15 protein-coding genes are annotated in these 23,274 nt (G+C 42.0%); 4 read left to right on the forward strand and 11 right to left on the reverse strand.

The genetic code is table 11. The features are described 5' to 3' along the window. The first annotated feature begins 74 nt into the window (after window positions 1–74). Window positions 75–953, forward strand: coding sequence for a pirin family protein (locus M8998_RS15295; protein WP_249994380.1), 879 nt, complete (start codon window positions 75–77; stop codon window positions 951–953). 125 nt (window positions 954–1,078) lie between these two features. Here M8998_RS15295 and M8998_RS15300 read toward each other — a convergent pair whose 3' ends face one another. The 8 genes from M8998_RS15300 to M8998_RS15335 all read right to left on the reverse strand — a co-directional run bounded on the left by M8998_RS15300 (window position 1,079) and on the right by M8998_RS15335 (window position 14,470). Continuing rightward, complete coding sequence (locus M8998_RS15300) at window positions 1,079–6,955, reverse strand: alpha-2-macroglobulin family protein (RefSeq protein WP_249994382.1); 5,877 nt, start codon at window positions 6,953–6,955, stop codon at window positions 1,079–1,081. A gap of 299 nt (window positions 6,956–7,254) precedes the next feature. Then, window positions 7,255–8,100, reverse strand: coding sequence for a sulfurtransferase (locus M8998_RS15305; protein WP_249994384.1), 846 nt, complete (start codon window positions 8,098–8,100; stop codon window positions 7,255–7,257). A 102-nt stretch (window positions 8,101–8,202) separates the two neighbouring features. Next, a complete protein-coding gene (gene rpsA / locus M8998_RS15310; RefSeq protein ID WP_249994386.1) occupies window positions 8,203–10,137 on the reverse strand; it encodes a 30S ribosomal protein S1 in 1,935 nt (644 codons plus the stop codon). Window positions 10,138–10,251: 114 nt separating this feature from the next. Next, window positions 10,252–11,238, reverse strand: coding sequence for a YihY/virulence factor BrkB family protein (locus M8998_RS15315; protein ID WP_249994388.1), 987 nt, complete (start codon window positions 11,236–11,238; stop codon window positions 10,252–10,254). Continuing rightward, window positions 11,222–11,647, reverse strand: a complete 426-nt coding sequence (locus M8998_RS15320; RefSeq protein ID WP_249994390.1) for an acyl-CoA thioesterase — start codon at window positions 11,645–11,647, stop codon at window positions 11,222–11,224. Before M8998_RS15320 ends, M8998_RS15315 begins: the two co-directional genes overlap by 17 nt. Window positions 11,648–11,704: 57 nt before the next feature. Continuing rightward, window positions 11,705–12,751: an endolytic transglycosylase MltG gene (mltG, locus tag M8998_RS15325; protein ID WP_249994392.1), complete on the reverse strand. Its 1,047-nt coding sequence runs from the start codon at window positions 12,749–12,751 to the stop codon at window positions 11,705–11,707. Window positions 12,752–12,762: 11 nt separating this feature from the next. Further along, window positions 12,763–13,542 (reverse strand): PASTA domain-containing protein, encoded by a 780-nt coding sequence (locus tag M8998_RS15330; RefSeq protein WP_249994394.1) that lies wholly within the window; start codon window positions 13,540–13,542, stop codon window positions 12,763–12,765. A 244-nt stretch (window positions 13,543–13,786) separates the two neighbouring features. Beyond that, on the reverse strand, window positions 13,787–14,470 hold the full coding sequence (locus tag M8998_RS15335; protein ID WP_249994396.1) for a S24 family peptidase: 684 nt from the start codon (window positions 14,468–14,470) through the stop codon (window positions 13,787–13,789). A 533-nt stretch (window positions 14,471–15,003) separates the two neighbouring features. Between M8998_RS15335 and M8998_RS15340 the strand changes: the two genes are divergently transcribed. From M8998_RS15340 to M8998_RS15350, 3 genes are read left to right on the forward strand one after another with little or no spacing between them, the layout of a single operon-like run. Then, the gene (locus M8998_RS15340) at window positions 15,004–18,075 is read left to right on the forward strand and encodes a SusC/RagA family TonB-linked outer membrane protein (RefSeq protein ID WP_249994398.1); all 3,072 of its coding nucleotides are present in this window, start codon (window positions 15,004–15,006) and stop codon (window positions 18,073–18,075) included. Window positions 18,076–18,091: 16 nt separating this feature from the next. Next, the gene (locus M8998_RS15345) at window positions 18,092–19,546 is read left to right on the forward strand and encodes a RagB/SusD family nutrient uptake outer membrane protein (RefSeq protein WP_249994401.1); all 1,455 of its coding nucleotides are present in this window, start codon (window positions 18,092–18,094) and stop codon (window positions 19,544–19,546) included. Window positions 19,547–19,579: 33 nt separating this feature from the next. Continuing rightward, window positions 19,580–20,128: a hypothetical protein gene (locus M8998_RS15350; protein WP_249994403.1), complete on the forward strand. Its 549-nt coding sequence runs from the start codon at window positions 19,580–19,582 to the stop codon at window positions 20,126–20,128. A gap of 65 nt (window positions 20,129–20,193) precedes the next feature. Here the strand turns inward: M8998_RS15350 and M8998_RS15355 are convergent, their stop codons facing one another. From M8998_RS15355 to M8998_RS15365, 3 genes are read right to left on the reverse strand one after another with little or no spacing between them, the layout of a single operon-like run. After that, on the reverse strand, window positions 20,194–21,357 hold the full coding sequence (locus M8998_RS15355; RefSeq protein WP_249994405.1) for a porin: 1,164 nt from the start codon (window positions 21,355–21,357) through the stop codon (window positions 20,194–20,196). An 8-nt stretch (window positions 21,358–21,365) separates the two neighbouring features. Further along, a complete protein-coding gene (locus tag M8998_RS15360) occupies window positions 21,366–22,079 on the reverse strand; it encodes an SdiA-regulated domain-containing protein (protein ID WP_249994407.1) in 714 nt (237 codons plus the stop codon). Next, window positions 22,076–23,236, reverse strand: coding sequence for a hypothetical protein (locus tag M8998_RS15365; RefSeq protein WP_249994409.1), 1,161 nt, complete (start codon window positions 23,234–23,236; stop codon window positions 22,076–22,078). Before M8998_RS15365 ends, M8998_RS15360 begins: the two co-directional genes overlap by 4 nt. Window positions 23,237–23,274: the final 38 nt, after the last annotated feature.

Below are 23,274 nucleotides of genomic sequence, written 5' to 3' on the forward strand. Positions count from 1 at the left end.
GTCGTGCGATAGCACGACAGCATGGAAATTCAAAATATATGGACTATCTTTAGACAACCAGTAATTGATAAGATATGTCTAATATTGATTTTATACACGAGGAAAAGGCGGCCGATATTGGCAATTTTCTTGTCGGAAGATTATTGCCATTCCGTCAGAAGAGATCTATAGGGCCTTTTGTATTTATAGATCATATGGGGCCTGCCTGTCTGGCAGATCACGAAAACTTAGATGTTGGCCCACATCCGCATATTGGGCTTTCCACGTTAACGTATTTGTTCGATGGTGCTATTTTTCACCGAGATAGTATTGGAACCGCTATGGAGATTACCCCGGGTGCGGTCAATTGGATGACATCTGGGAAAGGCGTCGTCCATTCCGAACGTACTCCAAAACATTTGCGCACGAAAGATAAATACATGCATGGGCTGCAGATCTGGGTGGCATTGCCTAAAGAACTGGAATTTATGGATCCGGAGTTTCATCATACGGAAGCAAAGGATATCCCTGCTTGGGAAGACGATAATGCCAGCTATAAATTAATCGCTGGGGAAGCTTTCGGCAGTAGATCTCCAGTACCTGTATATAGCAAGTTGTACATGCTGGAGATAAAGTCGAAACACGATACATTAATTGATATCCGTGGCGAGTTGTATGGAGAAAGCGGCTTGTACATTCTGGAGGGAGAGATTGAAAGTGGAGAGCACGCTTATGGGCCAAAACAAATTCTGATTACCAAGGATGCTCACTTGTGTACATTTAGTATGAAAGCCAACACTACAGTGTATATTTTTGGTGGTGAACCATTTCCCGAAGAACGCTTTATCTCCTGGAATTTTGTGGCCACCAGCAAAGAGATTTTGGATCAAGCGAAGCAAGATTGGGTAGACCACAAATTTCCCGCCGTGCCTGGCGACGATGGTTATGTGCCTTTACCTGGGGCATCTAAGTAAGTAGGCCAGCCTGTTTTTTATCGCTAGTTTAAAAAAGCTGTTTTAATCTGTAAAGGCACGTTCTGATGCTTGTACAGAAAATAAATTAGGTGTCACAGAAATTAGGTGACACCTAATGATCGTTACTAATCGCGAATGGTTAGTCTCACATTTTCCGACCTTGCATTTATCGTAGGGACATACATACACTCGATTTGAGTGATGCCGCTACTAAATGTTCCATTGTTATTTGTTTTTACTTCGTATTCATAGACATGTTGACCTTTCGGAAGGTAGTCGAAAAAATAGTTGGTGGACGCATCCTTGATGGTGAAGTAATACCCTTTCCTGAATTGGTAACCAGACGGTTGATAGATTGGTTCAAACCCGGAAGCTCTACTGTCACGAAGGTGCACGTAGCTAAGTGGTGCATTGTTTACCACCGTGAGCTGCACTTTAATATTGTCCCCTTTTTTGAACGAGGTCGTTTCTTCCCATTCTGTTCCATTCTTCACCAAGAATTTTTTGGATACCGAGAGTTCGCTTTTTTGCTTTTGCACCTTATCTAGTGGCAAAAAGTATTGATGATAGATGCCACCGTATATTTTCCGGTTGTTCGTGTTCAAAATCTGAATAGTGCGGTCTTTTACCAATTGTTCAGGACTTAAGGTGGTGCTTATTTGTCCCAAGACTTTATTCTCAACTACGGCAAGCGTGTCATCTATTTCGATGGTAACCGCATTATCTAACACAAAATCTCTAGGATCATTGGCTAAGAGCAACGCATATACGGCATCTACCGTGTTCCAGGTTGTTTGCCAATTGCTTTGCTGTTTATTGTAGTAAATCCATTGGGTAATTTGCTCTAGCTTCGAAGAATCCAACTGCTGGTACGCTTCTACCATGTAGCTTTGTAAACTCATGCTATTATAATGCGCCGTATTACTCTCCCAATAAGTTCCCCGATCTTTATCATGAATCGCTTCCTGGGTTATCCGATTTTTGACCTCTATGCTGGCAATGCGATAGTCGTATGAGGCATTGATCAACCAAGCTTTTGCCGCCAAACCCGCGGGTTGATTAGCGGTGTACGTGGCAGTCAGATCAATGTGTTTACGGAGTTGCTCAACCTGTGCAGCGGGTAACACTTGTCGATCATTCCACAGGGAACGAGTATATAGGTAATCAAGCACCAGGTTTGTGGCTGCTTTTGACCCATAAATGGCGGTGTCTTGATCTGCGAATTGCATGATTTTTTCGCTAATACCCTGAATAGACGGGTTGATTAGTTTTGCATCCAATTTGTTGACCTTACCAAATATCTCCAACAGTCGTAAGGAAATGCTTAGGTCGGATTTACCACCTTCAAACCAGCTGAAAGCACCATTTTCCATTTGATTTCCTGTTAATTTTCGTTCTAGTAGCAGAATTTCCGACTCGAGATCACTGTTAAAAAGGGTAGCCAATGACCTCACTTTTTGCCTGTCATTTTGTATCTGTCGCACCCAAGGCATTTCCGTAATAAGTAGTTCGCTCAGATTGCTGTTGCTTTCTAGTTTGGACTCTGTGTCGTCAGGATCAGGCCTGCTAAAATAGGTAGCAATAGCGGGATATTTTTTGTTGATGTACTGTATCATCTTCAACCCGTACCATTTACTAGCTATTTGTTCGTTACACTCGTAAGGGTAGTTTTTCAGGTAATCCAAAGCGGAGATGATTTCCAAAATTGGATTGCTTTGTACTTGGATCTTTGCCTGTAAATTGTCTTTGTCCTTTGCCTGAATGATTAAGTCCTGGCTTTGGTCCTTATCCAACATGATTTTTTTAGTATCTGTAATCAAGATACGATTTGGCAAAATCGCCAGTTCATGTATCTCTCCGTCTGAAAACTCTGCGGTAGCGGCCACTACTTTAAGTTGTACGACGGCGTAGCCTTTTGGCACGGTCAAGGTCCATGATGCGGTGTAGTTTTGTTTCGGTTGAGTGGTGAAATCGCGTTTTCCATTATCCGTCAGGAATGCCGAAGAAATAGTTGCATTCGTTTCGGGGTCAATGATTTCTAGTCGTGCGGAGCCATTTTGAATAAGCTCGCTGAGGTTTTGAATGTCCGATTTGATCACAATTTCGTCACCCTCCCGCAGGAATCGTGGTAGGTTTGGACGTACCATCAATTCTTTTTGCGTCCGAGTGTAGAAAGATGCAGCGCCGGCCATCAGGTTTTCAGTATGCGCAAAGAGCATCAATCTCCAGCGAGTCATCGCCTCAGGACTGTCAAAAGTAAAGGTGGTGTTTCCATCTTTGTCAGTTAGCAGATCGGGATAGAAAAATGCGGTTTCCTGTAGATTTGCACGCGCCTGTACTTCATTAAGTTTATTTTCACTTTCAAAACCCTCTTTCGTCGTGATGACCAACACACCGTTGGCTGCACGAGCACCGTAAAGGGCTGTAGCTTCACCACCATTTAAGATAGTCATCTCATGCACGCTGTCGGCATCAAGACTATTGTGATCAAAGCCATTCACCACTAAACCATCGACGATTACGAGTTGCTGTTGGCTAGGGGTAGATGTGGTGTTGTTTCCACGAATCATTATCCCAGAGGCTTGACTTTCCACTCTTTTAGCCGCAAAGTCGCCCATCGGTGCTGCACCTCCTGAGGAGGCCATGTATTGTTTACGATGTGTTCCATACATGAGATTTTGTGTGTGCATTAGGCCGTAGTCGCGGAAGTTTGGCGAACGGACAAAGATATCGTAGGAGGGGGGTGGGGTTTGGAAGAGCGTATTACTCCATGCTTTACGAGTGAAATTGTTTAGTGTCCAACCTGAATAAACTTGATACCACTGCCGATACTGTCCGCTGGGGAATGCATCAGGGAATTGATGATCGGCAAACTGATCTAGCGCCGTATCGTACATAGTGGCTAATAATTCGCTTTCAACGGCTTTGTCTTTGTTTTTGACCGTGAAGCTCCACGTTTCTTTTTGTCCCGGTGTTATTTTGTCGCGAAAGGTTTTGAGCTGTATATCCAAGGATTTGTCGGCTTTACTGAGTGGGATGTCTGCGCGACGATTTATCATTTTATTTTCATGGATCATCATCACTTCAAACCAGGTATTGTACCTAACATCCTTTTCGGTAATCGTATGTGTATATGTCGCGTGGCCTTTTGAGAAAGGCACAAATGTCGCTTTGTTCGTGTCGTCCTTGAGTACGGTCCATATATATACGCCCGACGCATTTTCAAAATCCGTCTGGAAATGGAGCGTCACTTTTTCTCCTAAGGAATACTCACCTTGGTCAGGTCTGATGATTAGAAAGTCTTTGTCTGATATTTTTCGGTCTTCTTTGGAAAGGACGTTAACGCGGCTGGTAGTCCGCACAGTATCTGATTGCTGATAGCTAAATGCCTCTATCAGGTAGGAACCGTATGTATATGTAAAATCTACACGAATAGTATCCGACCCTTCACTATCAAAGGGGTAAGTAGCCACATGCTTCTTAGGTCTTTCAGGAAATAGATCGACCTTATCAAAGTACCATGGGAATTGTCTTTCGTAATCTGTGGTGTCCAGAAGGTGATATTCCGCATTGAAATCAAATGGTTTTCGATCCATCTGTATAATAGACGGATTCTCATATTTGTAGATATTCACCACACCAGTTGCCGGGAGCGGCTTTCCATTAGGATTAGTGGTGCGAATGATGACTGTTTTCCATTGACCTTCTAAGACGCTCGGGAGTGAATTTACCGTAATACGTAAGGGATTGTCTGAATACCGGTAGGCGGTATTTGCCGTCTGGATTTCTCCAGTCCGGTTGATCGCCTCAACATGCACTTGGAGTTCAAAGTCTGTTAGCTTTTGAAAAGCCGAATCTGCTAAAGCGATCTGTATAGAAAATTTTCCGTCTTCGTTGGTAAGGGTCGTACTATCGAGATGCACAATTTTGCCATATGTTCTAGGATCGCGAAAATGAATACGGTATTTTACGGTCGATTGCTGCAGTGCTACTCCGGAAAGGCTTTCTACTTTTCCGCTGAATACAACCGTATCCTGCTTTGAATAGGTTTTGTTATTCTCCTCAAAACGTACGGCGAAGGTGGGCCGTTTGTATTCTTCTACTCGAATCGACTTTCGGGATAATAGCATATCCTCCTTGTGCACCTCGAGAAAGAATACGCCATTTAAAGTGTTCTTGGGGATACGAAAACTACCGTGAACGGAACCAAATGCATTTGTGCTCAATTTCAGGGTATCTATCGCTTGTTGGTTTGCATCTTTACAGACGATATTTACCCAACGATCCTGTACCACCTTACCTTTCAGTACATCTTCTGTGTAAATCGTTGCTTTAAAAAGCACTTCCTGCCCCGGTCTGTAAATCGCGCGATCCGTCATAATCAGCGCGTTTTCTTTTATCTCATCTCCTGAGTCATTGTCAGCAATATTTCGCGTAGGGATGTTATAAAAATAGTCCAAAGGAATAAGCTGTTGTTCGGTGGGAACGAATAGGAGCACGTCATTCAGACCACGGCGATGCTTTTCGCCATCTGCTAAATAGTTAAATGCCCCGTTTTTGTCGGTTTTAAGCGTTTGAATTTTCGTTAGCGTTTTTTCATTTTGAGCATACAATTCGATCGCCTGATCTTTGTATGGACTGCCGTTCTTTCGGTTAGCTAGCAAGACGTTGAAATGGTCTTGTTTTGGATAAATATCTTTGTTTTTGATCGTTGGAGAAATGAAAAGGTCACTCACTACCAAATTTGTTTCAGATACATCCTCACCCTGTCCGTTGTCCTTAAAGTCAGGATTATTGGCGATCAGTATTTTATAATTGCCGTAGGGCAATGGATTTATTTTGTAGTTTGTGCTATGTTGATTGTAGTCGTCAAATGATTTTAGTATGATTTGCTCTTTGTAAACCAATGGAGCATTAATCGTCACATTATTGGAGAGCGTATCATAACTTGATCGAAATAATTCGAATTTTTTTGGTGTGGTGCTTACGTTGTAAACACGTACGTAGGCCCGATCTGTATTCTGCGCCATCAGTTTGATCGGTGTGTACATATCACTTGGGCTGATAGGAGGAGCTTCGATATAAACGGATGATCGGTTTATCGTTTTATACAAGGCTTTAACATCTTCTATCCAAGGTGAATTTGGATACAAATTCATCGCCTGATGTACATATTCCATCGCCTCTTTATTCTTTCCTTCCCCTTTCTCCGCGTTGGCTATGAAAAGTAGGATATGTGCGTTATACTGTGCCTTATGATCTTGGAGCATCTTTTCAATTTCCTTCGAATGCTGACGAATATCCCAAGATCCGAGCATAGCATAGGGTCTAAATAGCAAATAAGCATACGCATCATCGTAGCTTTTTTCTTTGTTGATATCTTGCAAAATCTGGATCAGCTCTTTTTTCTGGTCGGCGTCTGTCGTATGGTAAAAATCAAAGAAATCCAGATAATTGTAGGCTAGTAGGTGATAAATGGTAGGCGCGATGGATTGATTCTTCAAATCAGAGACGATCGTCTTCCATGATGCTACTGTTTCATCAATTAAAGCAGATTTATCTGCTAACGAAATGCGGAAGAGGGAGTCTATGTATCCGTTTCTTTGCTTGGCGTCCCAGCTTAAATAGCCTTCAGCTTCCTCTACACGACGCCTATTTATGTTTTGTAGGAGGAATGATGCGTACATATTTTGCAGTATACTTTTTTCTACACCACTTGCCTCGCCGATGTGGGTTATTAGATGATTTTGCTTTCGGTAGAACGCGGAGTCTTCAGTCATGTTGATGGTCAATCCGTGATGCTCAGCCAATACTGCCCTTATCCATTCCGGACTATTTCCACTGGTCTTTGCGAACTTTTTTATTGCCTGTATTATAGGAAGCGTTTGTTGGTAGTTTTTAATGCTTATTAATCGGTCGACCTCTTTCCATTGCGTGTCTATGTCTTGACCGAAGCACAGGATTGGTAATATTGCTAAAAAAATGATCGCTATATGTCGCATAATAAAGATTCAGATTTTAATAAAAAATACACAATTTTTATGAAGGGATGCTGATTTATGGAAAAATCCATAAATCCTTGGGTACTATTTTGCAACAGACGGATGATCTCAGTACGGACAGAAATAAGATCTATTAGAAAAAAAGAGCTTATTTTCTCTTGTTTAAAATTCAAACAAGAGTGTAGGTGAGCAGGAACTGGAAAGATTAGTTCAAGAGCAAATTTCCAACTGTGGTTGGCGACGAAGATTATGTGCCTTTGCCAGGTGCTTCTGCATAGGGTTTTCTGAGTTGCGAAAGTTTAATCTCTCTCAACCGGCACATTTTCATCTGCGCCCCATTCAGCCCATGATCCATCGTAAATAGCAAGATCTTCGTAACCCAATTGGTAAGCCGCTAATGCGATAATAGCGGCGGATATGCCCGATCCACAGCTAAAGACAACGGGTTTTTCTCCGATCAACGGATCGAAGATAGCCTTTAGCGCTGACGAATCTTTATATTGTATGTCTGACAATACTTGGTCGAAAGGAAGATTTTGTGCACCGGGAATATGTCCCGATCGTAAACCAGCACGAGGCTCTTGACTGGTGCCTGCAAAGCGACTAGCGCTGCGGGCGTCGATAATCGTGTTTTCCTGATCTTTTAATCCTTTTAAGATTTCTGCTTTGCTTTTCCAAAAATTTGGTTGTGGATTGGCGATAAAGTTCCCGTGGGGCAATGTTGCTGTATCCAGATGTTTGGATACTATAGGAAGATGCTGTTCTTTCCAAGCGGGTAATCCCCCTTGTAATACAAACGTATTCTCGTGACCCATGGCGCGAAACATCCACCAAGCTCTCGGACTGGAATACACGCCCCAACGATCGTATATCACCAAAATAGAATCTCGATTAATACCCAATGCTTGCGCTTCCTTTTCAAATTTTGCCGCGTCGACAAAGGTATGTGGCAATGGATTGCTATGGTCTGAAAACTTCTCCTCGATATCCATAAAGACGGAATCAGGAATCAATTCTGGCGTAGCACCGTCCGCATCAATACGTTGATTGACTTTGTCGATTGTGGCATCGATCAGTACTACTGATTTGCCTTGTGCTATCAGCACATGTAGTGCCGCGATATTGATTAGAGGAAGGTTGTGCATACGTCTTACCATTAGTGGTTTATGTAAAACGAATATAACGAAAAAACCCTCCGCATTGCGGAGGGTTTCGAGTATTTAAAATGATTCGGTTACGATCAAAAACTATTTAGAGTTTTTCTCGTCGCCTTCCATTTGTTGTTTCAACTGAGCTAATACGCCTAGATCACCTAAAGTAGATTTCTCAACAGAATCCTTCACTTTTTTCACAGCAGTGTTGGCAGCTTTTGCCTCTTTCTTACGTGCGTTGAATTCTTCTACACGAGCTTCAGATTTCTTATCTTCCCAGATACGAGAGTGAGAAATTACCAAACGCTTGTTTTCTTTGTTGAATTCAATGATTTTGAAGTCATTGGTTTCGTCTACTTTCAATACGCTACCGTCTTCTTTAACAGCATGTTTAGATGGACAGAATCCTTCTACACCATATTGAAGTGCAACGATATCACCTTTGTCACCTACTTTGATCACTGTACCTTCGTGAAGAGAACCTTCTGTGAAGATAGTTTCGAAAGTATCCCAAGGATTTTCTTCCAATTGTTTGTGACCTAGAGACAATTTACGGTTTTCTTCGTCAAGCTCTAATACAACAACCTCTAGTTCTTCACCTACTTTAGTGAATTCGTTCGGGTGGTTGATTTTTTTAGACCAAGAAAGATCAGAGATGTGGATCAAACCATCGATACCATCTTCTAACTCAACGAATACGCCGAAGTTAGTCATGTTTTTAACAGCCGCTTTCACTTTAGACCCGATTGGGTAACGCTCAGCGATGTTTTGCCATGGATCTGGAGTTAATTGTTTAATACCTAAGCTCATCTTGCGATCTTCGCGATCCAAAGTCAAGATTTGCGCTTCGATTTCATCACCTACTTTTAAGAACTCTTGAGGAGAACGTAGGTTTTGAGACCAAGACATTTCTGATACGTGGATCAACCCTTCAACACCAGGGATGATTTCAAGGAAAGCACCGTAATCTGCAACAGTTACGATTTTACCTTTTACTTTAGAACCGATTTCTAGATCAGTGCTTAAAGATTCCCAAGGATGCTCAGAAAGTTGTTTCAGACCAAGAGCGATACGTTTTTTCTCATCATCAAAGTCAAGAACAACCACGTTGATTGTCTGATCCAATGCAAGAACCTCTCTTGGATGCTCAATACGACCCCAAGAAATATCTGTAATGTGCAATAGACCATCCACACCACCCAAATCGATGAACACACCGAAATCTGTGATGTTTTTAACAGTACCTTCCAATACCTGACCTTTTTCCAATTTCGCAACGATCTCGGATTTTTGGTTCTCCAAATCGTCTTCGATCAACACTTTGTGAGATACGACAACGTTTTTGAATTCATGGTTGATTTTCACCACTTTGAACTCCATTGTTTTACCTACATAGATATCGTAATCACGAATAGGCTTGATGTCGATCTGTGAACCAGGTAAGAAAGCTTCTACACCTTTAATGTCCACGATCAAACCACCTTTGGTACGTGATTTCACGAAACCATCAATGATTGCATCATTTTCCAAAGCTTCGTTGATTGCTTCCCAAGATCTTTGTGTCTTAGCACGTTTGCGTGACAATACTAATTGACCGTTTGCATCCTCTTGAGATTCAACAAATACGTCTACCGTGTCGCCAACAGCTAACTCAGGAAGGTCGCGGAACTCAGAAAGTGCTACCAAACCATCAGATTTAAATCCAACATTCAATACCACGTCTTTGTTATTGATCGATACTACAGTACCTTCAATAATTTCACCTTGGTTAATTTGATTGAATGTACCAGCGTACTGCTCTTCTAGTTTAGTACGCTCAGCCTCGCTGTAGTTACCGAAGGCTTTTTCATCGAAATCCCAGTCAAAGTCCTGCTCTGGAGTACTCAATGCACTGGATTTGATTTCGTTGATTAGGTTTGAATCTGCTTCAGATTCGATGGTTTCAGTGTCTTTCACTACTTTAGTGTCAGCACCTTGTAGCTCTGCGTTTTTCGCTGCTAATTCTTTTTCTGCTTCTTGTTTTTTTGCCATTAATTAATTTTCTCCTTTTCCCTGCGTTGCAGAGACTGCAAAAGTACAAAAAACTTTTATATACAACTATTTATGTTCAAAAAAAGATAGCGCGATAACGCGCTTAATCCCTTGTTACTCCTGATCACCTTCTCTGGTATCTGACTTAAAGGAATTGTATGTACGAGGCCGTACAATTTTAATGCTCTGTTTAGAAAGGGCAATGGCCGCGTTCAACTCGAAGCCCAATAAAAGAATTAGCGCATTGAGGTACATCCATATCATCACGACGATCAACGTGCCAATAGAACCATATAGTTTATTGTAAGCGCCAAAATTATTAATATAGAATGCAAATGCCGAGAAGGTCAATATAGCCAGGATGGTCGCAAGGGTAGCACCTGGGGTGAAGAACTTCCAACGAGAGCGATTGCTAGGCCCGAATTTGTACACCAGACTCACCGTGAAAAAATATACGCCAAACAATGTGACCCAGCGTACCGCTGGTATCATGAAGCGCCAGACCCAGTTTAGATCGTAATCAATTCTGTTGCGCATGGAGCTTAATAAGTAATTAGAACCCGCGTATAAGGCAATGCTTGTGGCCAATGCAAGCACGATGGCCAGGCACAGCAAAATCGCAACCAATCGCTTTTGTCCCCAGCTTCGATTCTCTTGTGATAGTGAAGACTTATTGAATGTCATCATCAGTGTGGTCATCCCATTAGTGGCGAAGAATGTACTGAGTAAAAAACCAACCGAAAGTAGTCCGCTGTTCTGTCTTTTAATGATGTCATTGAGCGTCATCTCCAAAAATTCGAAGACATTGTACGGAAGCGCAACTTGTATCAGTTCCATCAATTGATCCTGAAAATCGTCTATCGGAATGTAGGGGATTAAGGTAAAGAGAAAGATAATTCCGGGAAATATGGCCAGCATAAAATTGTACGCCAGGGAAGAGGCTTTATTGATAATTGATTCCCGCGCAATTTCTTGGAAGAAAAAAGCAAACACAGTATATAATGGCAGCGAACCAAACCCAGGTAACACGGCAGCCTTTGTCCACTCGATAAAGTTATCGTAGATTTTTACGTTTAGGAGTCTATTATGGACATTTTTCATCGTACCGGAAGTAAGGCTTTATTTTATCCATAAATATTTCTGGGGCCCGGCAAGGCCGATTCCGCGCCATGTCCACAAAAACGAGCAGGGTCTTACCTGTATTCAATAGTACGCCCGTTTCATTATATAGTTCGTATTCGAAGCAGATACGAACATTAGGCAATTCACGAATGCTAGTTTTAATTGTAATAAGGTCGTCGTACTTTGCAGGGTGCAGATATTTAGTCTGCATCTCGACCACAGGCATCATTACGCCCATGTCTTCTAATTCCTTGTAAGAGATACCTGTACTTCGAAGCATCTCGGTGCGGGCAACTTCGTAATATGTGGCATAGTTTCCATAATACATGTATCCCATCTGATCTGTCTCAGCGTAGCGTACACGTATTTTATTTTCGAATACAAACATATTGGCTAAGTTAAAATTAATAAAGCGGAATGACAAAAATGCGCATGCCGCTTACACCTAACGTTTAATGTTCCGTTCGTCTAACGCACGTTGAAATTTGCGTGCATTTACCAAGTGTTCTGCCATCGTTTTCGCAAACAAATGATACCCGCTGAAATCATCCTTTGCACACATGTATAGGTAATCGTGTTTCTTGTAGTCTAGCACCGCATCTATCGCGACAATGCTTGGCATCATGATTGGCCCCGGGGGCAACCCTTTAAAACGATAGGTGTTGTAAGGGTTGTCTATAGTTAGATGCCGATTGAGCACGCGGCGTATCGTGAAGTCGTTATTGGCGAAAATCACGGTTGGGTCGGCTTGCAAAAGCATATTTCTCTTCAAGCGATTGATGTATAAGCCAGCAATGGCAGGCATCTCATCGGTATGCATGGCTTCGCCTTTTACTACTGCTGCTAATGCGCTGACTTCCTGCGTCGTCATGCCTAGTGCATCTGCTTTTGCTTTTCGCTCTGCATTCCAAAAATTGGTATATTCCGTATGGAAACGAGCCATGATAGTTTCTGGCTTAGTGTTCCAATAGATTTCGTAGGTGTTTGGAATAAACATGGAGAAAAAGTTGTCTGGCGTAAAGCCATATTTTTCTGCCGTTTTTTGGTCTTGAAGCAATTGAACAAATTCAACAGAGTCTGCCTCGAAATTTTGGCCTAATAAGCCTGCAAAGTTTTCCTTTAGACGTACATTCTGAAATCTGAATTTTACGGCTTCTTGATACCCGCCACGTAGATTGCCAATCAATCGGCGATTGTTCATCTCCGAATCCAATCTATATCGGCCTGGATTGATGTTTTCAGAAAGATCCATAGCTTTGGCCATATACTCAAAGAGCGCATAATTTCGTACGATGTTTTCTTCTTTGATGCGCTGCATCACATCTTCGTATTTGTCGTCGCTATGTACATAAAAATACTCCGCATCGGTCTGTACTGTCGGCGCTAATACCGCCAGATACGCCACCCACGATAGGACAAGCGCGATAACGATGAGCACGATTCCGACAGGAATCCATAGGCTTCTTCTTTTTTTCTCTGGTTGAGCTTGCATGGTAGATAAATCTATTCGTTTGTAGTTGGAACAACGGAATTAGACAGTTTGAGGTGTACTGCAGATCCCAATGGGATAAATTGAGCAGTAATATCCGGCGTTTGCTCTACCACAGTGCCATTTAAGGTGTCTCTTGAGCCATCAGCAAAGCTGATGCTTCCAACAACTAAACCAAGGCCGCGCAAGGCAAATTCGGCTTCACTATAGGGAAGCCCAACTAATTCAGGAATAGTTACCTGGTCATTTCCACGGCCATTACCCAGCACTAAGTTGATGCGTGATCCTTTTGGTATCATGCGCCCGGCAGCAATAGGCTGCCCGCCAAATGTCGCTTCCAAAACCATGTCACGTGCAATGTCATTTACATAAGTCGTATCACCGAGTTTCAGCGAATGATTTTTAATGATAGAAGTTGCTTCAATTAGGGTTTTGTCTACCAACTCTGGGAAAGCAATCTCTGGAGCGCTTTGCGTAATGATGGTAAGATAAATTGTTCTACCACCTTTTACCGCCGACGCCGGTTCTGGATCTTGCTCAATGACTAGTCCTGGGCGAGCGTCCAACTGGTAAATAGAATCTACCTGATATTCTAGTCCTGCATTATCCAATATGGCAATGGCTTCGCTAATATGTAGGCCTTTCAATACCGGCACCTCTTGGCGATCACCATGTTTGGTATAAATCCTTAAGGCAATATACGTCAGGATGAACAATACAATAATGCCTACAATCGCGTAGATCAGATTTTTTCGAAAGGTATTAGTTCTTAGATAGAGAAAGAATTTTGACATATAGTATCGAAATATTTATAGACTTAGAATACAAACACCCCTAACTCGTATGTCAAGGCCTATCTGATAGATAGATGCACAACACATTATGAATAAAAGGTAGTGCAAATATATGTAAACCACGGCTAATACATGCCTATAGCGACACAATTTCGTTTGCTACATATAGAATAGTGGTTTGCAGAGTTTTCAGTGTAGCCACAGCCGTGTATTGCATGCAATCCGTATAAATGGAAAATCGAGATTATTCCAATCTGATGGCGCCCAAGACAATAGCCAATGCTTTGACATCTGTTTCAAAGTTCAATTCAAAGGTCTGATAGGCTTCGTTGTCTGATACACATGTTAAATATCCTGGATTAGTAGATTGTTGTACACGTTGAATGAGAGGGCCTTGCGTCGTGTCCAAGACGTATACTCTGTTCCATTGGAAAAAGGCATCTATTGGTAAGCGACGACAACCCAAAAGATCTCCGCTATAGTACTTAGGCTGCATCGAGTCGCCTTTCATGCGGACAAGAAACTCAATATTAGATTCCTTAAATTCAGGAATAACATATTTTTCCATGCCGCTAGGCATTGGGGTTTGCCCCAGATTATTCTCAAATATAGCCATCGCTGTTATTGAAATCAACGGCACGGCAAATTCGACTTCTTTAGTTGATTTTTGATAGTTGCGTGCAGCCTCTTGTAATGCAGAAGGGCGAAGCATTTCTCCTTGGCCGGTTAATACCCATTCGATATTAATATCAGGGTGTTTTGTTGAAATTTCGGCTATAACGTCGGCGGATGGAGAAGATTTCTTAGATAAGCCTCGGTAATTAGAATATTTTTGATTTAAACTCTCAATAAATTTATCCTTATTAAGTTGTTTAATATCAGCTATTTTCAATATTCTGTCTTTGATATTTGTTGAAATTTCATCCATTTATTTTAATTGTTGAAATTTTATATTTACCTTAGCGATAATCAAATGACTAACTAAGAAATTATTTATCAGAAAATCTGGTAGTTGTCAATTAGATAACCAACAGAGCAATGGACAAATTTAACAAAAAGCGAAATAAATACAATCAGGTTGTATTAGATCATTTAGTAACCAAATTTGGTGTCTCTAAAACCTATATACGTCAGAGTATAGATGGAACGAAAAAAGGAGTAACATGTGATATGATAAAAAAGGAATATTACAAGAATATAGCCGCTGTGAATGAGGTGCTTAAATAATTCGTATACGAGTATTATGTTCTTTTTCGAGTAGGCTGTAGAGGTTACTGCGCTAAACCATTCCTGTTTTATTAACAATAGCGTAAGCCACATGCGTGCGATAGGTTCGACGATGCCATAACTGTTTTGTAAGGCAGAAATATGGCGCTGTTGAAATGGGGGGGATCCAAAGTGAGCGAATAGTCATTCAGCTAGCGTAACTACCAGTGCATATCTAAACAAACCACTATTAATATGAAACAAAAATTACTTAGTTTTTTTGCGCTTTGGATTTTCCTTATGGGAATAGCACATGGGCAAACACGGCAAATCACGGGACGGGTTACATCTGCGGGCGATGGCACACCAATAGCTGGAATTACAGTCGTTGGCAAGGACCGTCGAACTGGAGCTCAGACGGGTGCTGACGGTAACTATTCAATTAGTATTACCACAAATACGCAAATCCTGATTTTCAGAGCTATCGGCTACGCAGAACGAGAGATAACGATCGGGTCAAACACAATAATCAACGTAGAATTGACTCCCGACCAATCTGTCGTAGCCGAGGTAATCGTCACGGGATACGGTCAGGAAATTAAAAAGGAGAGTCTTACAGGTGCGGTATCTGTGTTGAGTGGTGCAGAAATTGAGGGACTACCGACTCAGTCTTTTGACAGGGCAATGCAAGGCCGTTTGGCAGGTGTTCAAGTCACTTCCAGTAGTGGCCAACCTGGTGGCGGGTTGAATGTGGCAATTCGGGGAGCCGTATCTGTGAATGGAAATGCCCAACCATTATATATTATCGATGGTGTACAAATGAATCCTGGTGGGGTGTCTACACAGACGACCCAAAACTTATTTTCCTTTGTGAATCAAGATGACATTGAGTCTATTCAGGTGCTGAAGGATGCGGCCACAGCTTCCATTTATGGTGCTCAGGCTGCCAACGGCGTTGTCCTGGTTACGACGAAGAAAGGTAGGGCCGGACGAACTGTTATCAATTTGGATGTACAGCAAGGTTGGCAAGATAATCCTAATCCGTATGATTTGGCGACTGGGTCAGAATACTACGAGCTATATAGACAAGCCTATTTCAATCTGTATAACACTGTTCAAGGGAATGGTCCGGCTGGTGTAAATGTATGGAACACAAGATTATGGGGTAACAATCCTGATAGTTGGCTGCAGCCCTCTGAAATAATAAATGTTAACTGGTACGATGAGGTATTTAGAAGAGGTAATTTAGGTCAATACAATCTGAATGTTTCTGGTGGTAGTGATAAAACGACGTTTTATGTTGGTGCCGGACATAACAATACGCAAGGAACAGTTATCGGATCGGAATTTAAAAGAAATAATTTGCGGATGAATTTGGATCATCAGGCTTCCGATAGATTCTCTCTGGATACCCGTATTAACTTATTTAATGCCGTCTCCTCTGGGCCAGCAACCGGAAATGGATTTTTTACAAATTCACCTTTTACTGGTGCATTATTAATTCCAACGCTCAACTCTATCTATAATCAAGATGGAACGTGGAACAATAATCTAATAAATGGCTATGGCTATAATATTGTACAGGTACTAAATGAAGAAGATCGCGAAACAAATACATGGGGTACACTCTCCTCGATTGCATTGAACTACACTGTGCTCCCTGGTTTACGTCTACGCGCATTTGGTGGTTTGGACTTTTCAGACGCAAGAAACTACAACTACAGGCCTGGTGATATTCCGGCGTATGCTGGAACGGCCGGTACGGGAAATGATGCATTTACCCGAACAGTAAATTTCAACACTACATTAACGGCCAATTACAACGCGACGATTGCTCAGGATCATACCATAAGCGCGCTTGCAGGATTTGAGTACAGGGATTACTCACAGAGAAATGTGGGAGCTGGTGCGCAGACGTTTCCCAATCCATTGCTGCGATTGATTAGTCAGGCAGCAACAAATACATCGTATTTTTCAACATTTACTGGGTATAAAATGGCCAGCCTGATCGCTAGCGGTTCTTACGATTACAAAGGTAAATATTTGTTCTCTGGTAATATGCGTTACGACGGATCTTCCCGTTTCGGTTCCGAAAACAGATTCGGTCTGTTCTACGGCTTATCCGCAGGATGGCGAATTATTGACGAGGATTTCTTTGATGTGAGTTTCATGAATGAATTGAAATTAAGAGCTAGTTATGGTGTTACTGGTGATCAGGGAGTTATCGAGAATTTTTCTGCTTTAACCTTATTCAACTCTCCAGGTGCTGGAGGAGCATACAACGGCCAGGCTACCTTAAGACCAAACCAAATGGGTGTACCAACACTCACTTGGGAGGAGTTGTCTTCGGTCAATTTGGGATTAGACTTCGGATTTTTTAACAACCGTATTTTCGGATCGTTCGATATCTATCGAAATTATCGAAGCAATATGCTACTCGACCAGGAGCTGCCTACCGATGCAGGTTACAGCTCAATAACTGTCAATGCGGGTAGGGCTAGGTTAGAAGGAATTGATTTAGAATTGGGAGTTGTTCCCGTTCATACTGGAGATTTCAGGTGGACATCCTCGTTTAACATAGGGTTTATTGACAATAAATTATTGGAACTAAATGAGCAGGCCGCTATTGAGCCTTATTTTGGCACTCCAAATATCAATTTTGGTCGATATACTGTTGGTCAACGTCTGAATCAAGCTTTCACTATCCCTTGGGCTGGTGTTAACCCCGCTGATGGACGTGCTATGTACTACGATCAGAACGATAACATAACGTATAATCCGGTAGCTGTAAATGATCGTCGGCCATTCGGATCATTCAATCCAGACTTCTTCGGCGGGTGGAACAATACGTTTAGCTACAAAGGAATCTCCTTGGATATATTGTTTCAGTATCAATACGGAAATGTAGGTTGGACGGATACTAATTATCCGTTGGAGCTTTCGGGAGCATATGGTTATAACTCACTTGTTAACCAATTGTACGAATCATGGAGTCAACCTGGTGACGTTGTGGGGATACCACGCCCATTTTACAATGGAGCCGAACCGGGCAGTACACCCATCACCACGTTTTCATCCAGATGGTTGCAAGACGCTTCATACATCCGACTTAAGCAGCTTACATTGGGATATAACCTGCCAAAATCCATTATCGGTAGCATTCAAAGTGTTCGAGTGTTTGCTCAAGGTATGAACCTGTGGACGATAACTCGATTCACGGGTGAGGATCCAGAAAATACTGCGATGTTGGCGGCGGGTTCGACAAATTCAATGAACGTATATCCCCATCCAGTAACATTTACGTTTGGGGCAGCCTTTACCTTTTAAATTTAGTAGAATCCATATGAAAAAGAAGATATTAGTATATACAGCCCTTTTAAGTTTATTGTTCTCCTCTTGTGAGAGCTGGATTGAGATAGAACCTCAAAATCAATTATCAGCAAATGTCGTTTTTACAGATATTGCAGCAGCAGGAGCCGTGTTAAACTCTGCCTACAATCGCTTTTTACTTGCGGGCGACGGAAGTTTGTACGGGAGAGACTTGAAATTGATGGGCGATGCCTTAGCCGATAACATATTGACGGATGGTGATTTGTCGGGACAACGCTATCTTTCGGCAAATAGAAACGACAATATGGCTCATTATAACATTTGGGCATCAAGCTATTTAGTCATCAATGATGTCAATGAAGTTATAGCAAATACACCCAACTTAACGGTTACGGAAGCTCAAGAAGGTACTCGAAATAGCATATTAGCTCAGGCCTATACGATTCGAGCATTGAGTTTTTTCAATTTAGCGAGAGTGTATGGTTATGAGCCAAATAAAATACCAACCACGGGTCAGGGTTCGGGATTCGATAGATCCGCGGTAATTAGGTTGACTCCGACCAATAGCCTAGAAGATGCTCAATCAATAAATAGATCTTCCATTTTGGAAACATATACGCAAATAGAGTCTGATCTAACTCAAGCTATTGCGCTCTTCCAGAATTCGACAAATCCAGCCAATCCGGTTCGATACTTTACTTTAGGTACAGCATATGCAATTCGAGGGACAGTATACTTATACTGGGAACGCTATCAGGATGCCCTATCAGATTTTGATTTAGCCTTTGCAAATAGCTCCGCAGTTTTGTCAAACGATATAGATGCTGCTTTTAGAGAAGTTACACATCCCGAGGCTTTCACCCAGCTGTGGATCGATTTTGCAACCCAATCTCTGGGATCTAACAATTCATTATATTCCTATACTCATGCACCGCTATGGAATGGAATCTCGACATTTGGTGGGCAGACGGTCAGCCCAGAGTTATATAACTCATTTAATGATCCTAACGACGACCGACTAAATTTAATATTTGTAGACAGCAGACATCCTCAATACCGATGGTCAGATAAGTATAATAACTCAAATGGCCTATATGCGGATAATCTGATTATCGTTAGGTATGCAGATGTCTTGTTGATGCGGGCAGAGGCTTTGGCTACATTAGGGCAATACGGTCAGGCTAGTGCTGAGATAGTTCGTCTACGCGCATCAAGAAATGCCTCAACTGCTAGTGTCCCTACTGGTGTTGGAATAGTGGACTACATTAAACAAGAACGAAACAGAGAACTTAATTTCGAAGGTATGAGGTATTTCGATCTGAAGCGATGGGGGCAAGGTGTGCCCAAATCCGCATCTGTTGTTGGAGGAGTAGGTTTCTTGTCGCACGAAGACCATCGGTTGCTCGCACCGATTCCTGCTGCTCAAGCAACACTTAATCCAAGTTTGCCACAGAATCCAGGGTATTGATTTTAAGATTTTATTATAGAAAGCAAAATGAAGATGAAAAAGATTAACATATATATATTAGGGTTCATTCTCTCTTCTGCAACATTTATTAGTTGCCAGCAGGAGAGGGAGATAAGGTATACAGGCGCATCGGTTGTAGAGTTTAAAAATCATATTTTGGGAAGGAATGCGGCCTACACTCCTGAGGGAGTTTTTCTTAATGCTACCGGTACTGCAATGACACTCGTAAGCAGGCATGTGTCGGTTAATAACAGAGGACGTGATTCTATTTTGGTACAATTGGTGGGGCATCAATCTTCAACGGATATACACATCAATTATGCAATCGGTGCGTTAGAAGTGCCGCTGGCGCAACAGAATATTATTATGCCAGCAGTAGAAGGTACACATTACGAGTTTGTAAATCCGGAGAGGGTAGTGACTATCCCTGCTAACTCGTCCTCAGCGTGGATATTGATTGATCCTATTCCAGGTAGTACCGTCGCCGGCAATCAGTACTATCTGGTATTGCAACTATTAGGAAATGATCAAGTATTGCCCAGCCAAAATTACAGCACGTTTACAACTTATTATAGAAATTGATTGAAGTATAGGATTTTGAACTTATACCACAGAGACTGTCTCAAAAAGGCAGTCTCTTTTTTTACCTATAAAACGAATTGCCATCCAATTCTAAATTGTTCCGTCCATCTTAACGGGTCGATAGATTCTTCTCTCAGTATGTTAAAGTATTGTGCCTTGATCATGGATCTAAAACCGTTTATTTGAAACGCTATGGCACCAGAGAGGCGTTGTGAGCTGCCTGGTATCAAATCGTTCAGATTCAATTCCTCGTATCTGCCAGATATGATGGTTTTGGCAGGTTTGAAGAAATAATTTGCTTGAGCGACCAATCCGCCGAATTTAAAATAGCCGTTCGTCAATTCTGGAGGTAACCCTCTCAGGTTGGGATCATCAGGATGTTGCGGTGTAGCTTTGAAAAGTTGCGACTCAAATTGGGCAGAGAAACCTTGGTATTGAAAGGTAGCATCTATACCTACGCCTAATTTTTTGCCATTAATTACTTTGATGCCATAACGCCCATCGTGTCCGGAAATGAAAGATGCGCCCTCTGGTAAATTTCTGTTGGAATATCGGGTATTTGCACCAATAGCGAACATAGGAACGGGGCTAATCTTGGTGTCGATATCTTGGTAGCGATAACGACTAGGGAAAGCAAAATCGATCCTGCCTACGTATTCAAAGGCACCAGAAGGATCGTTGTCTCCTTGTAGGAAAAGCTCGCCAACCCCAGTGTAAACCCCTGCGTAAATATTGATTTGTTGGTTCCAAAGACTTTTATCTAACATAACACCGACATCCCTGCGCGAAAAAAGATCACCTCGTACGACTTGAGCCCGTTGCCAATAGGGAGAATGCTTAAAAGCGACCATAGAAAATCTAGAATAAGGTAGTTTTCCATAGCCTGCGGTAATGTTAAACGGTTTGAACCCTTTGTACTTGATGTATGCGTCGTACAATGCTGGTGTCTCGGGATCGACTTCTCTGGCGCCTAAACTCGAAAGATCTGCTTGTAGCTTATACTCATAATCGTTTCCAATGCGTCCGCTGATGTAGAAACGTGCATCTCGTAGTCTAAAGCGGTCATTATTTTGATTCTGATTGCTAGCGTCGGGTTTGATAGTTCTGAAATTAAGATAGGAAGAGAGTACCGTGCCAATTTCTACCACATGATCGCCGCTGGCCACAGTTACCTGAGCCTGTACGGTTAACGTTGAAAAAGCGAATAATATAATGAGGAGGTTTTTCACAGAATTAGTTAGGGCTTGCTAAAAAAATATAGGGTTCTACGGTCGTCGCTACAGATGACCATTTGACCATCGCGATCAAAGGCGATTCCTTCTGGATTAATGATATTGATGCGGATAGTTTGCAATACGTCGAAACTATAGGGATCTAATTTAAAGACTGCTCTGTCTTCATCACTCAATAACCAAAGATGACCATCGTGATAGGTGGCTGCGGAGATATCTCTGGCCGAAGTAAACCGGTGTAGATTTACTTTTCTAAAATCTTTATCGAGCTCAAAAATCAGGATGGGATTCTTTTCAGTAATCATGATGAAAGTTCCTCTGGCTTGGTTAAAGGTTAAGCTTTCTATTCCAGAGTTTCTTGCGCCGCTGTAGGGCACATCGTACACAGCAACCTGTTTTAAGGTTTTATTATCCAGCTTCAAAACCCGACGCGCGCTTTCATCGGCTATATAGACGAATTCTTCATCGGCATGAACACCTTCAAAATCCGTCCCCGCTACGTCAGATTTTCTAAGAATATTTCCTTTAAGATCAGTTTGGTAAAGAGATCCTTGATCGCTTACGATATACAATGATAGGCTGTCTGATGAAAAGCAAATGTCCGATGGTTCTGGAATTTTCAGCACAATTTTGCTGTGGTAACGCATCTGCTTTTTGATAGGCACCCGAAAAAATGCCGAAGAAAGCAGCAGTACAGACACGGCTAATATAGCTTTCATAAACGCACCCCCTCTACGAGGATGTTGTCAAATCTGTTATTGCCCGAACTGCCCGTGCTTCCATTGGAGAAAACAACCCGAATTTTAAAATTCGGGTTGTTTTCTATTCCTGAGATATTCGAAAAATCAAAGGTCACTAACCCATACAAAGGTTCGTTTTCGGGAGTATAACTGTTGGAAGAAATACCGGTGGAAATATAATTAGTTCCGTCTATCGTATATGTAACGGTATTAGTCGCAGCGCCATTGTTGGTGCGCTGTACCGCCATGGAGAATTTAATGTCTTTATAACCGGTGGTCGGAACCGTTAGGGTGAATGCACCGGCTGGATTACGAAGCCTTAGCGCCCATCCGGCTCCACTGTCTTCGCGCGCATTAATCAGAGTACCTATGTTATAGCTGTCCCATGTCCCATTATATAGCAAGGAAGCGCCGCCTCTCGTCATAGTAGGGGTGACAGCCGGGGTAGAAGAGGTAGATGTATTAAAATCCCAATAATGTACCAACTCAGGAATTCCAAAATTGAGGTCGATGATAGTACCATCTAAGGTGATATTATCATATCTGTTATTTCCAGAATCACCTGTATTGCCAATATCAAAGGCGATACGAATTTTAAAATTCGAATTATTATTCGCCCCTTCGATATGGGATAAATTGTAAGAAAACGTTTGCCAATCCAAATCTACCTGATTCATGTTAGGTGTTAGATTAGCAGATGTAAATGTTGTGCCGTCAATGCTGTAAGCAATCGTATTCAGCTGTGGGCCGTTGCTCGTGCGTTGTACATCGAATGAAAAGATGATGTCTCTATAATTACTGGTGGGGAGATCAAGTGTTAAAACGCCTGCAGGATTTCGTAAGCGAAGTGCGCCACCAGCGGGATCACTTCTTCTCGCATTCAACGTTGTTCCCGGCGAAACTGCATCAGCTATACCGCTGCCAGCCGTGTAACTGATTGAGGCATTGCCGATAGTCTGTGTTGGCCTGAGTAGCGCTTCATCATTAAAATTCCAATAATGGATAATAGATCGGTTTTCTAATACGGGTAACCCCGGTTGTTGATACAAGGTCTCCAAAGAGGGTAGAATACGATCCTTGACGCAAGAAACTAAAAATAGCGATACAGATACTATTAATAAATAATATTTTTTCATTATTAGATTATATATTTCTTCAAAATTATTATTTATTT

It is taken from the genome of Sphingobacterium sp. lm-10 (assembly GCF_023554555.1).
GTDB lineage: Bacteria > Bacteroidota > Bacteroidia > Sphingobacteriales > Sphingobacteriaceae > Sphingobacterium.

What these genes read in the sequence shown, in the direction of transcription:
- mltG (WP_249994392.1), bottom strand. Translation starts at nt 12,751, where the DNA reads ATGCAAGCTCAACCAGAGAAAAAAAGAAGAAGCCTATGGATTCCTGTC.
- M8998_RS15360 (WP_249994407.1), bottom strand. Translation starts at nt 22,079, where the DNA reads ATGAAAGCTATATTAGCCGTGTCTGTACTGCTGCTTTCTTCGGCATTT.
- M8998_RS15345 (WP_249994401.1), top strand. Translation starts at nt 18,092, where the DNA reads ATGAAAAAGAAGATATTAGTATATACAGCCCTTTTAAGTTTATTGTTC.
- rpsA (WP_249994386.1), bottom strand. Translation starts at nt 10,137, where the DNA reads ATGGCAAAAAAACAAGAAGCAGAAAAAGAATTAGCAGCGAAAAACGCA.
- M8998_RS15320 (WP_249994390.1), bottom strand. Translation starts at nt 11,647, where the DNA reads ATGTTTGTATTCGAAAATAAAATACGTGTACGCTACGCTGAGACAGAT.
- M8998_RS15315 (WP_249994388.1), bottom strand. Translation starts at nt 11,238, where the DNA reads ATGAAAAATGTCCATAATAGACTCCTAAACGTAAAAATCTACGATAAC.
- M8998_RS15350 (WP_249994403.1), top strand. Translation starts at nt 19,580, where the DNA reads ATGAAAAAGATTAACATATATATATTAGGGTTCATTCTCTCTTCTGCA.
- M8998_RS15295 (WP_249994380.1), top strand. Translation starts at nt 75, where the DNA reads ATGTCTAATATTGATTTTATACACGAGGAAAAGGCGGCCGATATTGGC.
- M8998_RS15335 (WP_249994396.1), bottom strand. Translation starts at nt 14,470, where the DNA reads ATGGATGAAATTTCAACAAATATCAAAGACAGAATATTGAAAATAGCT.
- M8998_RS15305 (WP_249994384.1), bottom strand. Translation starts at nt 8,100, where the DNA reads ATGCACAACCTTCCTCTAATCAATATCGCGGCACTACATGTGCTGATA.
- M8998_RS15330 (WP_249994394.1), bottom strand. Translation starts at nt 13,542, where the DNA reads ATGTCAAAATTCTTTCTCTATCTAAGAACTAATACCTTTCGAAAAAAT.
- M8998_RS15365 (WP_249994409.1), bottom strand. Translation starts at nt 23,236, where the DNA reads ATGAAAAAATATTATTTATTAATAGTATCTGTATCGCTATTTTTAGTT.
- M8998_RS15300 (WP_249994382.1), bottom strand. Translation starts at nt 6,955, where the DNA reads ATGCGACATATAGCGATCATTTTTTTAGCAATATTACCAATCCTGTGC.
- M8998_RS15340 (WP_249994398.1), top strand. Translation starts at nt 15,004, where the DNA reads ATGAAACAAAAATTACTTAGTTTTTTTGCGCTTTGGATTTTCCTTATG.